The organism is Gordonia hankookensis (assembly GCF_014673215.1).
Lineage (GTDB): Bacteria > Actinomycetota > Actinomycetes > Mycobacteriales > Mycobacteriaceae > Gordonia > Gordonia hankookensis.
The window spans coordinates 1,555,896-1,570,947 of the sequence record NZ_JACWMS010000001.1; the positions used below are offsets into that span (position 1 = coordinate 1,555,896).

Genomic DNA, 15,052 nt, shown 5'->3' on the forward strand with positions numbered 1-15,052 from the left:
CCGGACGTTGACGAGCACGATCGGCGGGATGCCTCGGACCTCGACGTCGGAAACCTCAGGCCAGCCACACCGGGACGCCGGTGTCCGCGTGGTCCGGCAGGCGGACCAGCCGAGCCGGGTCCGCCGCAAGGTCGTCGGCCGTGAGGTCACCGTCGCCGAACAAGACGAACGCCACCCCCTCCGCCGACGTGCCTTCCCAGAGGCCGGCAGAGCAGGGCGTCGACGACGGCTCGCGGACCAGGATCGAGCGGCCACGGCCCCAGGTCGCGAAGAACCATCCGGCCCCGGCCTCGATGACGTCTCCGAGCAATGCCCGCCCCAGAAGGTCGTGGGCCCGGTCGAGGTCGGACACGGTCATTCCGACGATCGACATCTCCCGGTCCGGTGTGCCCGCCCGGGGGAAATCCTCAGGCGCGGTCGAGAACGCCCCTTCGGCGACGATGGTCTCGTCGTCGGCCCGCACCACCTGGACGAGGGTTCCGATACCCGATGCCTTCGGATGGATGAAGACCTCGGTCCAGATCGGGTCCGTCCGTGAGTCCCCGAAGGTCGCGAAACCACGGCGGCGCAGGTCTGCCAAGGTCTCGTCGAGGTCGGGCACCTTGAAGGTGAGGTGATGCGGCGATGGTCCCCGCTGCTCCAGGAAGCGGTCCATGAAACTGCCCGGCTTGTCCGGCGCGATGAACTCCATCCGGAGGCCGTCGCCGTAGACGAGCTGGTACGGGGCGTATTCACCGGCGACTCCGCCATATCCCCATCGACCGCCGAGTTCGCCGACGAACCGGGGATAGGCGTCCTCCCAGCGCCGCACACCCACCGCGAGGTGATCGAGGGTCGGCCAGCGCACGTTCGAGACGTTCCCGTCCACCGCCGTGTCGATGCTGTGCGTCGAACCAGATGTCGAGGGCATGGGCTGCTCCTTACTTCCACACGTTCGAGGATCTTCGTGAGACAGTAGTACAGTTTCTGCACAACTGTCTAGCAGGGCAGGTGGCACCGATGACAGCCGAGAAGTCCGCCCTAGACTGGCTGGCGATGGCCGACTGCCACTCGAGGCAACAGCGACGAGGAGAATCGGCGTGACAACCGGATTCGAGGATCTCTGGCCCGCACCGGGCCGAGGCGTGACGTCGACGCGGACGACGGAGACCGACAAGGCGACCGAGGATCGGCTCCTCGAGGCCACCGACCGACTCGTGCGGCAGGTCGGGGTACGACGGCTCAGTATGTCCGAGGTCGCCCGCGCCGCAGGCGTCGCACGCGGCACCCTTTACCGCTATTACGAATCCCGCGACGTCCTCCTGGAGGCGCTGCGGCGCCGGACCACCGAGTGGTTCTTCGACGAGGTCACCGAGGCCCTCACACCGCTACCGACCCTGTCCGAACAGGTGGGCGCGTTCAGCGAGATCATCGCGCGGACGATCAACCCCCCGCGGGATCAGATGCCGAATCATGCCAGGAGCGGGACCAACCCGGCCGCAATGATCCACATCCTGGGGACACACGGCACCGAGGCCGTGGAGCGAACCGCATCGTTCATCCTGCCGTACGTCGAGTCGGCACGTGAGCGGGGAGAGATCCCGCAGCACACCGACATCACCGGCGCCAGCGCGTGGCTGGCGCGAATCCTGCTGTCGTTCACGATCTTCCAGGTTTCGTCGAACCCCGACGACGACGCGCAGCCGGTGAGCGAGCTGATCGTCCGCTACGCCGTCGAGGGCCTGGCCGGACCACGTGGCGGCCGGTGACCACCGAGCATCGCGTGCCGTCGGCCGTCGTCTCCCGATGGCTTGACACGTGGTGGCCGAACAGGTCTCGCAACGCCGCACCCACCTCCGGCCGCCCGGTTGCCGGGTGTGCGGTCCTGGGGTGGGCGGGCAGCGGCGGCATGGCACTCACCGGCGTCTCGTCGGCGCCCCCGCTCATCTCACCCGCCGCAGCGTACGGGGTGCTCGATGCCGCCGTGGGCGAGCTCGGCCGCCTGACGGGCCTCGTCGGCGACGCCGTCCACCTCGAGCCCGGTGCCGTGATCGGTGCCCGTGCCGCCCTGCGTGGGCTGCGCAGGAACGGCCAGATCTCCGCGGGCGGTATGACCCGGCTGATCCGCGCGGCCGACCGATGGATCGCGATATCGCTCTGTCGCCCAGATGATGTGGCGTCGGTGCCGGCCATCGTGGGCGACCAGGGCACCGATGACCCATGGTGGGACCTCGCAGATTTCGCCGCCCGAACCCCCGCGTCCGCGGTCGTCGCCCAGGCGCAACTGCTGGGTGTCGCGGCCGCGGAGCTCGGAAGAGCTACCGATGCGCCGAGCGCGCTCCCGTTCCAGGTGACCGACATCGCCTCCCGAACGAACACTCTCACCGTGCGTGATGCGACGGTGGTCGATCTGTCGTCCCTGTGGGCGGGCCCGCTGTGCGGCGGCATCCTGAGCCGCGCAGGCGCCCGGGTCATCAAGGTCGAGAGCACCGGACGCCCCGACGGCGCCCGCATCGGCGACCCGGAGTTCTTCGAGTGGTTGCACCGCGGACAGGAGTTCCGGGCCATCGACTTCACCTCCGACGAGGGCCGGAATCAACTGGCGCACCTCATCGATGCCGCCGATATCGTCATCGAGGCCTCCCGTCCGCGTGCGCTCGAGCGGCTCGGCCTGTCGCCCGATCGCATGGCACACCGACCGGGGAGGATCTGGGTCAGCATCACCGGGGGCGGTCGATCGAGGCCCATGCAGGTGAACTTCGGGGACGATGCCGGAGTCGGTGGTGGCCTCGTCGGCTGGAACGGCGACCAACCAGCATTCTGCGCGGATGCGATCGCCGATCCGCTGTCGGGGATCGCCGCGGCACTCGCGACGGCCGCGGCCGCCGAAAGCGGCGGCGGCGTCCTGATCGACCTGTCGATGGTCGACACCGTCGCCTCGTTCACCACTGCCGAACTCGCCTGCCCGGGAGACCATGTCGTCCACGACGACGGTGATGGCGACTGGGTGGTCGAATGTTCGCACGAGCGACGCCGCTGTCCCGTCCGAGGTCCAACGGCATCGGGTCTCCCATGCTGATCCGCAACGCCGACACCATGGACGGGGAGGTCGTCGACGTCCGGTGCGACGACGGACTCATCTCCGAGATCGGCTCGCACCTACGCCCCCGCGCGGGCGAACATGACATCGATGCCGCGGGTTGCTGGGTGATGCCGGGCCTGCACGACCACCATCTCCATCTTCGTTCCCTCGCCGCCACCGCGGGCTCCCTCCGCGTGGGACCACCGGACGTGCATTCCGACGACGACCTCCGCGCCGTATTGCAGGCCGCGGACCTGACCAGTACGCCTGGAGAGTGGTTGCGCGCCTTCGGCTATCACGAATCCGTGGCCGGCACCCTCACACGTGACGTCCTCGACACCACGGTGACCGACCGTCCGGTCCGGGTCCAGCACCGCTCCGGCGCCCTGTGGATGCTGAACAGTGCAGCCTGCCGGGAATTGGGCGTCGATTCGTGCACCCTCCCCGGCGTGGAGCGTGATGCCGCGGGCAATGCCACCGGCCGCCTGTGGCGGATGGATTCCTGGCTGGGCGACAGGTTGGGTGATACCTCGCCGGCGTCCCCGCCCGATCTGGCGACCATGAGCCGACGTGCCGCCGCACGCGGCGTCACCGGGTTCACCGAGGCCACACCCGACCTCTCGCAATCGTCGATCGACGCCCTCGCGGCGGCGGTGCACGACGGCGAGATCGTGCAGCGCGTCCACTGCATGAGCACCCCGGGCATTCGCCCACCCGCCGATCGGACGCCGGGCAGGCGAACCGCGTTCACCCTCGGGCCCACCAAGATCCTCCTCGACGACGACCGGCTGCCAACACTTCCCGAACTCACCGAGACCATCAGTGGGATCCACCGCTCCGGCAAGCCGGTCGCCGTCCATTGCGTCACGCGTCTGCAGCTCATCGTCACGATGACCGCACTCGATGACGCCGGGGTGGTGCCCGGCGACCGGATCGAGCACGGCGCCATCATCCCCGCGGAGTGTTTCGGCTGGCTGCGCGATCACCGGATTCCGGTCATCACCCAGCCGAACTTCCCTTTCGAGAGGTCCGAGCAGTATCGCGTCGAGGTCGACGCCGGCGAGCAGGCCGATCTCTGGCGACTGGGGAGCCTGCTGGCAGCGGGGATCCACCTCGCCGCCGGAACGGACGCCCCGTTCGGCGACTCGGACCCGTGGACAGCGATCCACGCGGCCACCATCGACCACTCCGGCCGCGACCCCCGGGAAACCGTCACTCCCGCCACTGCGCTCGGGTTGTTCTGGGGCACAGCCGAACAGCCCACGAGCGCCCGCGTGATCGAACGCGGCGCGATCGCCGACCTCACCGTCGTCCGCGGTGCACCGGAGGACGTCCGTCACGACCCGGCGTCCGTCGAGGTCGTCGCCACCGTCGTGGGCGGCGTCCCGGTTCATCCGAGTTGATTCGGAACGCAATCCCACTGCCATTACAGTAACTATTTCAGTATCATCGTCGGACAAGACCGCTCATCGACGAGAGGACCGAACGTGGAGCATCAGGGGACGGTGGCGGATACCGTTGCCGACGACTTCGCCGACGAGTTGTCCGCACATCTCGCGCGGTACGGGGACCGCCCGTTCATCGAGTTCGAACGGCGCTGGTATTCCGGCGACGAGGTCACCCAGGTCATCGATGCGGTCATCCGCCTGCTCGACGACAACGCCGTCCCGTCCACGGCGCCGATCGGCCTGGTGGCGCGCAACCGGCTTCCCCATGCGGCCGCGGCACTCGGCCTGATCGCGGCGCGCCGGCCGGTCGCGATGATCTACTCGTACCAGTCCGAGCAGTCGATCGCCCGCGACATCGCCACCCTGGCCCCGGCTGTGGTGATCTCCGATGTACAGGACTGGACGGAGACCACGCTCGCCGCGGCACGTGCGGCAGGGTGCGGTGCGATCGCGCTGTCACTGCGGCCGTTGTCCGTCGAACTGTTGCTCCGCCCGGCGACCGCACACCTCGACACTGCCACCGAGATCGCGGAAACCCCAGGTCTGCACATACTCTCGAGTGGCACCACCGGGCCTCCGAAGCGACTTCCGCTGCCTACCGACGTCCTGAGCCACACCGTCGCCAGCATGACGATGGGCATGACCGGGTGCTACGACGACCCACCGGAACTCGTGTACTGGCCGTTCGGCAGCGTCGGGGTGTGCCAGTTGCTGGCCGCGCCGTTCCTCGACAAGCGGATGGTCCTGCTGGAGAAGTTCACCGTCGACGACTGGGTACGCGCGATCAAGACCTATCGGATCCGACGCGCCGGTGTACAGCCCGCCCTGCTGCGCATGCTGCTCGACGCCGACGTACCGAGAGAGGATCTGGCGTCCATCGAGTACCTGCCGGGAGGATCGGGGCCCCTGGAACCCGAACTCCGGGATGCATTCGAGTCGAAGTACGGCATTCCACTCATGTGGGCTTACGGGGCAACAGAATTCGCCGGTTCGGTGTGCGCCTGGACACCGGAGGACCACCGTCGCCACGGTGCGGACAAGCCTCGCAGCGTGGGGCGCCCGCTACCCGGTGTCCACGTCCGCATCGTCGATCCGGAGACCGGCCTCGAGGTGACCTCCGGCGAGGTGGGCCACCTGGAAGGACGAGTCGACGTGATCGGCCCGGACTGGATCCGCACGACAGATCTCGCGTCGATCGACGCCGACGGGTTCGTGTACCTGCACGGCCGTGGGGACGGTGCCATCAACCGCGGCGGCTTCAAGATCCTCCCGGAAACCGTTCGTGCGGTGCTGATCCGGCACCCTGCGGTCCTGGACGCCTCGGTCGTCGGGGTGCGAGACGACCGTCTGGGTCAGGTGCCGTTCGCCGCTGTCGAGTTGCGCACCGACAGCACCGCTCCGTCCGAGGACGAATTGAAGGATCTCGTTCGCGAATCGCTGCCGAGTCACCATGTCCCGGTGGCCGTCGCGATCGTCGACGAACTACCCCGCAACGCGGCGTGGAAGGTCACCGTACGAGAGGTCGCCGCGCTCTATCCGATCGATCGGTGACGTCGCCGCGTCACTTCGCGGGTGCCACGTAGGTCGGCCTGCCCAGACCGAGGATGTGCTGCGCGATCATGTTCCGGAAGACGTCGATGGTGCCGCCATAGATCCCGAGGAGCGGGGCCCACCGGAAGAGATACTCCGGCCCATCCCCCGGCTCGGCCGATGCGCCAAGACTATTCGCCGGCAGGACCGCCTGCCCGCCGAGGATGTCCATGAGTTCCGGCGCGACGTCGCGCATGGACTGTGCGATGGCGACCCGCCCGAACAGGCTGGGCGTGGCGAGCGCGGCCTCGATGCGCGAATACGCCCGGCCGAGCCGATACGACACGGAGTCGTCGTCGAGGTCCCGCCGCCCGTCGGGTCCCGACCGGGCGGTGATCGCCGTGGCCAGATCTGCCGAGATCGCCATGGACATACCGAAGTTGCTCATCGTCGTGATGTCGGAGAGACCCACGTCGGCCGGATCGGTGGCGCCGTGCTCGGCGGCGAGTGGACCGCTCAGTACCGTCCACCCGTCGTCGACGTCACCGAGCCGGTAGCGGTCGGGAATCCGTACGTCGGCGTAGTAGGTGATCGTGGTGCTGTCCCCGTCGACGGTCCGGAGTCGGTGCACCTCGATCCCTTCCGTCTCCACCGGCACGAGGAACATGGTCAGGTTGCGATGACGCTTGCCTGCCGGGTCGGTGTTGGTCAGCAGGAACACGTATTGGCAGACATTCGCACCGGAGGTGAACATCTTCTGCCCGTTGATGACCCACTCGTCGCCGTCCCGGACCGCGCGGGTCTTGCAGGTCGCGATGTCGGAGCCGCCCCCGGGTTCGGTGTAGCCCATGGCGAAGAGGACCTCACCGCTGAACACACGCGTCAGCACCTCGTCGAGCAACTCGGGCGACGCATACTGCCGGACCGCCTGCAGGATCATCAGGGTGGCCCCCCACCGTTCGAGGGGCAGCCCCAGTCGACGGCGTTCCAGATCCCAGATGCGCCTGCGCACCGCGGTGAATCCACCGTCTTCGGCAGTGCTCGCCTCGGCCGCCAGCCAGCCGTCGACGCCCATCGCCCGGTGGAGTTCGACGATGACACCGTCCCCGGTCGCACGTTCGGCGCGCACCATCTCCTCGGTCACGGTGTCGGCCAGGAACGCACGCGCACGCTCCTGGAACGCGCGGTCCTCGTCGGTGAGTTCCACTCGGGCGAAGTCCATTCGGGTGTCCTCTTCTCGGTTATGCGACGGTCATGGTGTCGGCACGAGACGCCGACGCGATCGACGCCGCCCATCGATAATCGGCCTTGCCGTTGGCCAGTCGCTCGACCTTGTCGACCAGGATGATCTTCTTCGGCACCTTGAACCTCGACAGATGCAACGCGGTGAAGGCACGCAGTTCCTCGGCGGTCAGTTCGCCGCCCGGGTCGAGCGCGACCACCGCAACGACCTCGGTGCCCCACCGTGAGCTCGGCCTCCCCACCACAAGTGCGTCGACGACCGCCGGATGGCCGCGGAGGATCTCCTCGACCTCCTCGACGAAGATCTTCTCACCACCACTGTTGATGACGAGCGAATCACGTCCGTGGAGCCGTATCGATCCGTCGGCCTCGAGGTGGGCGCGGTCCCCGGGGATCGACACACGAACACCGTCGATCTCGGGAAAGGTATGCAGGGTCGCGTCCCGGTCGTCGAAGTAGCCGATCGGCACCCGCCCGGTACGCGCGATCCACCCGAGCTCGCCGTCACCGACTTCGAGGAATCGCGTGCGGTCGGCGGAGACAACCCGCCCGCTGGGATGCATGACGAACGTCTCGGCGGGCGAGTCCGTCATCGTGGGGCTCGTCGCCATCCCGCCCGTCTCCGACGAGCCGAAGGTATCGAGGATCACGATGTGCGGCAACAACTCCAGCAGGTCAGACTTGTGTCGCGGGTTGATCGCCGCACCACCGCTCCCGATACCGATCAGGCTCGACAGATCGTAGGACCGGGTACGCAGCTCGGCGACGAGCGGGCCGGCATATGCATCCCCGACGATCGTGAGGATCCGCGCCTTCTCGCGCTCGGCCGTCTCGAGTACCGACCGGGCGTCGAACCGTCCCCGGTTGTCGTAGATGACCGCCGTACGACCGGCGACGACCGCACTGAGCGCCGTCGAGATGCCTGCCGCGTGCATGAGTGGTGACACGGCGAAGAAGGGCTCGCCGGACTCCGGGATGAGCTCCACGAGTGCTTCGGCGGATTCATGCTCCAAGCCGGTCATCGTGGAGATGTAGGCGTCGGCCTGCCGCCACAGCACGCCTTTGGGAAGTCCGGTGGTGCCACCGGTGCACACCATCATCAGGTCATCGGGTGACGGGGTCACCGGTTGCGCGGTCGCGCCGATCGCCAACGCCTCGTCCAGGGAGACCGCACCGGGGAGCTCCGAACCGTCGGCGTCCTCGATCGCCACCAGGACGTCCACGCCCGCAGGAAGTGTCGCCTCCGCGAGGAGATGGGCTAGTGAACGATGGAAGATCACACCCGACGGCCGCACATGGTCGAGCAGTGCCTTGATCTCCCGAGGGGAGTAGTGATGGTTGACGTTGACCGGGATGACCCGCCCGCGGAGGCACGCGACGAAGGCATCGACGTAGAGGTCGTTGTGCATGATCAGCGCCACCCGGTCCTGGCCGCATTCCCAGCGATCGAGATCGTCGCGATGGGTGTGCGCGCCCAGGCCGCGCGACGCCAGATACCTCGCCAGGTCGGTGGTGCGCCGGGCCGATTCGGCGTAGGTGGTGCGACGGGTGCCGCAGATCGTCATCTCGCGATCCGGGACCGCTCCCGCAACAGCGTCGAGGATCTCGCCGACGGTCCATTCCTTCATGCTGCCTCCTGATCGAGCACGTTACTGTCGAAACAACAGTAATGGTTACAACACCGCCGTTGTCCCAACGTACAATTTGCCCACGCCGGATACAAGACCTGCTGTGATATCGCCGACGACAGGCGGTCTCGGAGGTGACGGACTATCTGCCTGCGCCCATCCCGTGGATCACCCCGGTGAGGAACTCGACCATCTCGGCCTCGTCGATCGCGACTGTCTGGGTCCGGACGGTGTACCAGGAGCGGTCGAGCAGTCCGAACGCAGCGCTGCCGACGACCTCTGGCGAGTGGTCGGCCGGCGGGCCGATCGCCTGCCCGAGAATCCACGCGAGCCGCGTCTGCATCCGAGTGTTGCCGCGTCGGAACTCGTCGTCGTCTGGCGCCGAATGTGTCGCCGACATGGCGAACGCACCATGACGATCCAGGTAGCCGAAGTACGCCCGCACGAATGCGCGCACATCCGACACCCGATCCGACCCGTCGAACGAATCCCACGAGGCCAACACCCCTCGGAGGTCCCGGTAGGCCCGGTCACCGAGAAGCCCGAACACCTCACGCTTGTCCTTGAAGTAGGTGTAGAAGCCCGCTCGCGAGATGCCACACGATGCGGTGATGGCGTTCACGGTCGTTCCCGCATAGCCTCGCTCGAGAAACATCCGGCGAGTTGCCTCCAGGATCGCGGCGCGCGTTTGCTCGGCCCGACCATGCTGCGGCCGAGTGGTTTCCACGTCGACGGTGCTCATCGACCCAACATAGCTGACACCATCGTCAGATTCGGTCATCTCAGGTCAGATGGCGGAAGTATCTACTGTTGGCGCTACTGTTGACACTATCGTCAGACAGTGCAAGGCTCGGTTTCAGCTCAGGTGCGACCCCGTCACCGCGAAGGAGTAGACGCATGCCCCAGCCCGACGTCCCGATCCACGACGCCCCCATCTTCGACGCCGACTCTCACATGTACGAGACGGCCGAGGCGCTCACCAAATACCTGCCGGAGCAGTACCGCCAGGCGGTGCAGTACGTCCAGATCGGGCGCCACACCCGCATCGCGATCAACGGCAGGATCACCGACTTCATCCCGAACCCGACCTTCGACCGGGTCGCCGCCCCCGGCGCCCACGAGAAGTTCTTCGCAGGCGACAACACCGAGGGTCTGACGCTGCGTGAGATGCAAGGGAAAGCGATCGAGGCGCCCGCCGCGACCCGCAATCCGGAGGACCGGGTCGTCGAACTCGATCGGCAAGGCGTGCGGGAATGCCTCAACTACCCCACACTCGCCAGCCTGGTCGAGCATTCCGCTGCCGACGATCCCGAACTGACGCTGGCGATCATCCACGCACTCAACCAGTGGATGCTCGAGCACTGGACGTATGCCTATCAGGATCGGGTGTTCTCGACACCGATCATCAATTGCGCCGAGGTCGATGGTGCCCGGCGCGAACTCGAGTACATCCTCGACAACGGCGCGAAGGTCGCGCTCATCAAGCCCGCACCGGTCAAGGGCCTGCACGGTTGGCGATCGCCCGCCCTCCCCGAGTTCGATCCGTTCTGGCGCGACGTCGAGGCGTCCGGCCTCCCGATCGTGTTGCACGCCAGCCAACCCCCGCTCGACGAGTACGTCAACAAGTGGGAGCCGCCGAACACCAAGAACTTCATGGCCATGAGCTCGTTCCGCTGGCTGGCACTCGGCCATCGCGAGATCTCCGACATGATAGGCAGTCTCATCTGCCACGGCACACTGACCCGTTTCCCCGACCTACGCATCGCCAGTGTCGAGAACGGGAGTTCGTGGATTCATCCGCTCTTCCACGATCTGGCAGACCTCACCCGCAAGATGCCGCAGAACTTCCCGGAAGATCCGCTCGACGTCTTCCGTCGCAACATCTGGGTCAGCCCGTTCTGGGAGGGATCGGTCGCAGATGTGGTGGAGACGGTCGGGTGGGACAAGGTGATGTTCGGATCGGACTACCCGCACCCGGAGGGGCTGCCCGAGCCGAAGGGCTTCTGGAAGTACGCCGAAGGCATGGACGACCGGCGAACCTGGGACTTCATGGGCGACAACGCACGTCGCTTCATGGGGCTGCCGATCGCGAATCCCGACCCGGATGCCGCCAGACCACCTGCGTTCGCGACGGTCTGACGCGCGCGACTCCCCGACTCCCCGTCGCTATGTCGTCCGCACGGGTTCGGTCGCGTACACCTCACTGATGATCTCGTCGAGAATGCCCTCCCCGTCGTGGGCCGCGTCGACCTGTGCACGCCAGACGTGCAATTGCCTCCGTCGGACCTTGACCTCCGGCATCGTCAGCTTGGAGTGGGCCGCGGAGCTGAGACTGCTGAGGTGCGAGTCGATCTCCTTGAGCGCTTCGTTCTTGGTCATGTCGTCAATCCTTCCCGATGATGCGCCGGTCGCGCCAGGGTTGTTTCACAGTATGTTTCGATGGTCCGACGTCGTTGTGGACGCCCGACAGAATCCACCGGATGGTCAGCGGCAGGTTGCGCGCCATGCTCTCGGCCTCGGCGGCGTTCTCCGCCGACAGGGCAGGATCGTGCAGAGCCCGCACCTCGACAATCGTGTGGTTGACCGTCACGTTGACCAGCGCGCGGCAGCACTCCGCTGCCAGGGAGGCCGGAATACCGGCATTCCGAGCAACTTTCACCAGATCACCGACGAAGTCGGTGATCACGCGGCGGTCGTCGAAACTCATCAACTCGGTCAGATACGGGTGTGCGCGCAACGTCTCACGCAATGTCAGGCACCAGCTCACCGCGGTCGACTCCCACTCACCGGTATCGCGGAACTCGAGCCGGAGGTTCGCGAAATGCCTCGCGACCAGGGCCCTGATCAACGCCTCTCGATTGCCCACCTGCTGATACAGGGTGCGCGTCGAGATCCTGAGATCTCCGGCCAGACGTCGTGCGCTCAGCGCGTCGACGCCCTCGTCATCGAGCAACGCCAACGCCCGGTCGAGGATGTCATCGACCGGGATCAGCGGCCTGGCCATGCGGTTCCGTCGTCGATCAGGCTTGCCGTGGACAACAATTCGTCCTCCTCTCCACGCCGCGGCGACTGGCCACACCTTGTGGCCCATGCGCGGCTCTGATAAGAAAACAGTGTATTTATAACACTTCGAGCCACGGGAGGGCAGCCAGGTGACGTACGCGGACAGCTGGACCGACACACTCGACGATCTGGAACGGCGACGGCAGACGTCATTGGGCATGGGCGGTCCCGAGCGTCTCGCCAAGCACCACGCCAAGGGCAAGCTCGATGCGCGAGCGCGTATCGAGTACCTCCTCGACCCCGGCAGCTTCCAGGAATTCGGGACCCTCGTCGGTGGTGACATCGCCGCGGATGCCATCGTCACCGGAACCGGCGAGATCGACGGACGACCGGTCCTGATCGGTGCCGAGGACTTCACCACCATCGCCGGCACGATCGCCCCGGGCAGCAATTCGAAGCGATACCGATTGGCCGAGTTGGCGTTACGCACGAAGGTGCCGATGATCATACTGCTCGAGGGCGCCGGTTTCCGTCCCACCGGCGACCACTACGGGCGGACACCGACCGACCTGCTCGCGCAGGCACGCTGCTCCGGCAAGGTCCCCCTGATCTCGGGAGTCCTGGGACCGTCGGCGGGCCACGGGGCACTGGTCTCACCCGTCTGCGACTTCTCGGTGATGAGCCCATCCGGCGCCATCTTCACCGCCGGCCCGCCGGTGGTGAAGCAGTCCACCGGCGAGGACATCTCGAAGGAAGACCTCGGCGGCCCCGACGTCGCGCTGCCGAGCGGGGTCGTCCACAACGTGACCGAGGACGACGAGTCAGCCCTCGACGCCATCCGGCGCTACCTGTCGTACTTTCCGTCCAGCGCCTGGTCGTACCCACCGTCGCTGCCCGTCGACGACTCCGGTGAGCCGCGCGAGACACCCGAGTTGCTCGACATCATCTCCCGTGACAACAAGTACGTCTACGACGCCCGCGACGTGCTCGACGTGGTCTTCGACCGACCGGACTGGTTCGAGGTGCAACCGGAGTTCGGTCCGGCGATCATCTGCGCCCTCGCCCATCTGGGCGGACACCCCGTGGCCGTGGTCGCCAACCAACCGCTGGTGCTGGCCGGTTCGATCGATGCAGACGCCGCCGACAAGGCCGCGCATTTCATCACCGTGGCCGACTCCTTCCACCTGCCGCTGATCTTCCTCACCGACAATCCCGGAATGCTCCCGGGCAGTGATTCCGAGCAGAGCGGCGTCCTGCGCAGCGGGGCGCGGATGTTCGCCGCGCAGACCACCGCCACCACCCTCAAGCTGCATGTGACTCTTCGCAAGGCATTCGGCTTCGGGTCGATGGTCATGTCGCTGTTGGGCTTCGACGATCAGGTGGCGACCTTCGCCTACCCCGGAGCGACGATGGGCGCGATGGGCGCGGCCGCAATGGGCCAGGCGACGAAAGCGGGCGAGGACTTCGCCACGGTGCTGCGCGACATGGAGCTCGCGGCGTCCTACAGCTCGGCCGAGCACATGGGATTCGACGAGATGATCGATCCCCGCGAGACACGCAACAAACTACTCACCGCGCTGCGACGCGGCCTCTACGCGCGTCAGTCCGCGCCCGAGCCGGTCAGCCGCACCGCGATCACCCCGTGAACTCGGTGGACGCGTCCACCCCACGAGCTCGATCTCACCTGCCCAAGAGCCTACCGATGATGTCTATGGTAAGACATACTGTAGAGGTCTCAGAAAGGAGTCCGACGTGGACAAGAACGACATGATCCTGATCAGCGTCGACGACCACATCATCGAGCCGCCGGATATGTTCAAGGACCACCTGCCGGCGAAGTACGCTGCCGATGCTCCGCGGTTGGTGCACATGGACAACGGCGCCGACATGTGGAAGTTTCGCGACCGCATCATCCCGAACGTGGCGCTCAACGCCGTGGCCGGGCGACCGAAAGAGGAGTACGGCCTCGAACCCGAAGGCCTCGACGAGATCCGACCGGGCTGCTACAACGTCGACGAGCGCGTCAAGGACATGAACGCCGGCGGCGTCCTCGCCCAGATGAACTTCCCCTCGTTCCCCGGTTTCGCCGCACGACTGTTCGCGACCGAGGACTCGGATTTCTCTCTCGCATTGGTGCAGGCCTACAACGACTGGCACATCGACGAGTGGTGCGGCGCGTACCCGGGACGTTTCATCCCCATGGCACTGCCGGTGATCTGGGACGCCGAACTCTGCGCGCAAGAGGTGCGACGTGTCGCGAAGAAGGGCGTGCACTCGCTCACCTTCACCGAGAATCCGGCCGCGCTGGGGTACCCGAGCTTCCACGACGACTACTGGGCACCGCTGTGGAAGGCGTTGGTGGACACCGACACCGTGCTCTCGGTGCACATCGGCTCCTCGGGCCGACTGTCCATCCCGGCAACGGATTCACCTCCAGACGTGATGATCACGCTCCAGCCGATGAACATCGTCTCGGCCGCCGCGGATCTGCTGTGGTCGAAGCCGGTGAAGGAGTACAAGGATCTCAAAATCGCCCTCTCCGAAGGCGGGACCGGCTGGATCCCCTACTTCCTCGAACGCGTGGACCGTACGTTCGACATGCATGCCACGTGGACGTTGCAGGACTTCGGCGGGAAGCTGCCGAGCGAGGTGTTCCGCGATCACTTCCTCACCTGCTTCATCAGCGACCCACTCGGCGTGAAGCTGCGCCACAAGATCGGCATCGACAACATCTCCTGGGAGATGGACTATCCCCACAGCGACTCGATGTGGCCCGGCGCTCCAGAGGAACTCGGCGGGGTGTTCGACGAGGAGCAGGTCCCCGACGATGAGATCAACAAGATGACTCACCTCAACGCGATGGACTGGTACTCTTTCGATCCGTTCAAGCACGTGCCCAAACAGCAGGCCACGGTTGGCGCTCTGCGGGCCTCGTCGGCCGATCACGATGTGACCATCCGGGCGCTCAGCAAACACGAGTCGAATCCGGAGCAGAAACTCGCAGCCTGGGAACAGCAGATCAAGGCCGCGACCGGCCACTCGCGCGCCAAGAAGTGATGTCCTGACCACAAGCACACCACCGCCGCAATCGGATGCGGCCGGACCGGGGACCTCCGGGCCGGCCGCATCTGTTGTCTGGC

The 15,052-nt window shown here is 66.5% G+C and carries 13 protein-coding genes; 7 read left to right on the forward strand and 6 right to left on the reverse strand.

The genetic code is table 11. The annotated features are described in order from the left end of the window. Window positions 1-55: 55 nt before the first annotated feature. Complete coding sequence (locus IDF66_RS07005; protein WP_190266172.1) at window positions 56-910, reverse strand: VOC family protein; 855 nt, start codon at window positions 908-910, stop codon at window positions 56-58. A 169-nt stretch (window positions 911-1,079) separates the two neighbouring features. On the opposite strand from IDF66_RS07005, the gene IDF66_RS07010 reads away from it, so the two are divergent. The 4 genes from IDF66_RS07010 to IDF66_RS07025 all read left to right on the forward strand — a co-directional run bounded on the left by IDF66_RS07010 (window position 1,080) and on the right by IDF66_RS07025 (window position 6,060). Next, on the forward strand, window positions 1,080-1,748 hold the full coding sequence (locus IDF66_RS07010) for a TetR/AcrR family transcriptional regulator (protein ID WP_190266173.1): 669 nt from the start codon (window positions 1,080-1,082) through the stop codon (window positions 1,746-1,748). Beyond that, the gene (locus tag IDF66_RS07015; RefSeq protein ID WP_190266174.1) at window positions 1,745-3,058 is read left to right on the forward strand and encodes a CoA transferase; all 1,314 of its coding nucleotides are present in this window, start codon (window positions 1,745-1,747) and stop codon (window positions 3,056-3,058) included. Before IDF66_RS07010 ends, IDF66_RS07015 begins: the two co-directional genes overlap by 4 nt. Further along, on the forward strand, window positions 2,995-4,464 hold the full coding sequence (locus tag IDF66_RS07020; protein ID WP_223309129.1) for an amidohydrolase family protein: 1,470 nt from the start codon (window positions 2,995-2,997) through the stop codon (window positions 4,462-4,464). The genes IDF66_RS07015 and IDF66_RS07020 overlap by 64 nt, the downstream gene beginning before the upstream one ends. Before the next feature lie 84 nt (window positions 4,465-4,548). Beyond that, window positions 4,549-6,060: an ANL family adenylate-forming protein gene (locus tag IDF66_RS07025; protein WP_190266175.1), complete on the forward strand. Its 1,512-nt coding sequence runs from the start codon at window positions 4,549-4,551 to the stop codon at window positions 6,058-6,060. Between the two features lie 10 nt (window positions 6,061-6,070). Here the strand turns inward: IDF66_RS07025 and IDF66_RS07030 are convergent, their stop codons facing one another. The 3 genes from IDF66_RS07030 to IDF66_RS07040 all read right to left on the reverse strand — a co-directional run bounded on the left by IDF66_RS07030 (window position 6,071) and on the right by IDF66_RS07040 (window position 9,651). Further along, complete coding sequence (locus IDF66_RS07030; protein WP_190266176.1) at window positions 6,071-7,261, reverse strand: acyl-CoA dehydrogenase family protein; 1,191 nt, start codon at window positions 7,259-7,261, stop codon at window positions 6,071-6,073. 19 nt (window positions 7,262-7,280) lie between these two features. After that, entirely contained in the window at window positions 7,281-8,909 is a 1,629-nt protein-coding gene (locus IDF66_RS07035) for an AMP-binding protein (protein WP_190266177.1), read from the reverse strand. A gap of 142 nt (window positions 8,910-9,051) precedes the next feature. Further along, the gene (locus tag IDF66_RS07040) at window positions 9,052-9,651 is read right to left on the reverse strand and encodes a TetR/AcrR family transcriptional regulator (RefSeq protein WP_190266178.1); all 600 of its coding nucleotides are present in this window, start codon (window positions 9,649-9,651) and stop codon (window positions 9,052-9,054) included. A 155-nt stretch (window positions 9,652-9,806) separates the two neighbouring features. Here IDF66_RS07040 and IDF66_RS07045 point away from each other — a divergent pair, with 155 nt between their 5' ends. Beyond that, window positions 9,807-11,048, forward strand: coding sequence for an amidohydrolase family protein (locus tag IDF66_RS07045; protein WP_190266179.1), 1,242 nt, complete (start codon window positions 9,807-9,809; stop codon window positions 11,046-11,048). A 27-nt stretch (window positions 11,049-11,075) separates the two neighbouring features. Here IDF66_RS07045 and IDF66_RS07050 read toward each other — a convergent pair whose 3' ends face one another. Beyond that, window positions 11,076-11,288 carry a hypothetical protein gene (locus tag IDF66_RS07050; protein ID WP_164310672.1) on the reverse strand — a complete coding sequence of 71 codons (213 nt, stop codon included), beginning with the start codon at window positions 11,286-11,288 and terminating at the stop codon, window positions 11,076-11,078. 4 nt (window positions 11,289-11,292) lie between these two features. Next, a complete protein-coding gene (locus tag IDF66_RS07055) occupies window positions 11,293-11,913 on the reverse strand; it encodes a TetR/AcrR family transcriptional regulator (protein WP_164310671.1) in 621 nt (206 codons plus the stop codon). 148 nt (window positions 11,914-12,061) lie between these two features. On the opposite strand from IDF66_RS07055, the gene IDF66_RS07060 reads away from it, so the two are divergent. Beyond that, window positions 12,062-13,558 (forward strand): acyl-CoA carboxylase subunit beta, encoded by a 1,497-nt coding sequence (locus tag IDF66_RS07060; RefSeq protein WP_203589427.1) that lies wholly within the window; start codon window positions 12,062-12,064, stop codon window positions 13,556-13,558. Between the two features lie 106 nt (window positions 13,559-13,664). Continuing rightward, window positions 13,665-14,969, forward strand: a complete 1,305-nt coding sequence (locus tag IDF66_RS07065) for an amidohydrolase family protein (RefSeq protein ID WP_164310670.1) — start codon at window positions 13,665-13,667, stop codon at window positions 14,967-14,969. The last annotated feature ends 83 nt before the right edge of the window (window positions 14,970-15,052 follow it).

Excerpts from the sequence above, each read along its gene's own strand:
- IDF66_RS07005 (WP_190266172.1), bottom strand. The coding sequence starts at position 910 with ATGCCCTCGACATCTGGTTCGACGCACAGCATCGACACGGCGGTGGAC.
- IDF66_RS07020 (WP_223309129.1), top strand. The coding sequence starts at position 2,995 with ATGTTCGCACGAGCGACGCCGCTGTCCCGTCCGAGGTCCAACGGCATC.
- IDF66_RS07030 (WP_190266176.1), bottom strand. The coding sequence starts at position 7,261 with ATGGACTTCGCCCGAGTGGAACTCACCGACGAGGACCGCGCGTTCCAG.
- IDF66_RS07035 (WP_190266177.1), bottom strand. The coding sequence starts at position 8,909 with ATGAAGGAATGGACCGTCGGCGAGATCCTCGACGCTGTTGCGGGAGCG.
- IDF66_RS07040 (WP_190266178.1), bottom strand. The coding sequence starts at position 9,651 with ATGAGCACCGTCGACGTGGAAACCACTCGGCCGCAGCATGGTCGGGCC.
- IDF66_RS07045 (WP_190266179.1), top strand. The coding sequence starts at position 9,807 with ATGCCCCAGCCCGACGTCCCGATCCACGACGCCCCCATCTTCGACGCC.
- IDF66_RS07050 (WP_164310672.1), bottom strand. The coding sequence starts at position 11,288 with ATGACCAAGAACGAAGCGCTCAAGGAGATCGACTCGCACCTCAGCAGT.
- IDF66_RS07055 (WP_164310671.1), bottom strand. The coding sequence starts at position 11,913 with ATGGCCAGGCCGCTGATCCCGGTCGATGACATCCTCGACCGGGCGTTG.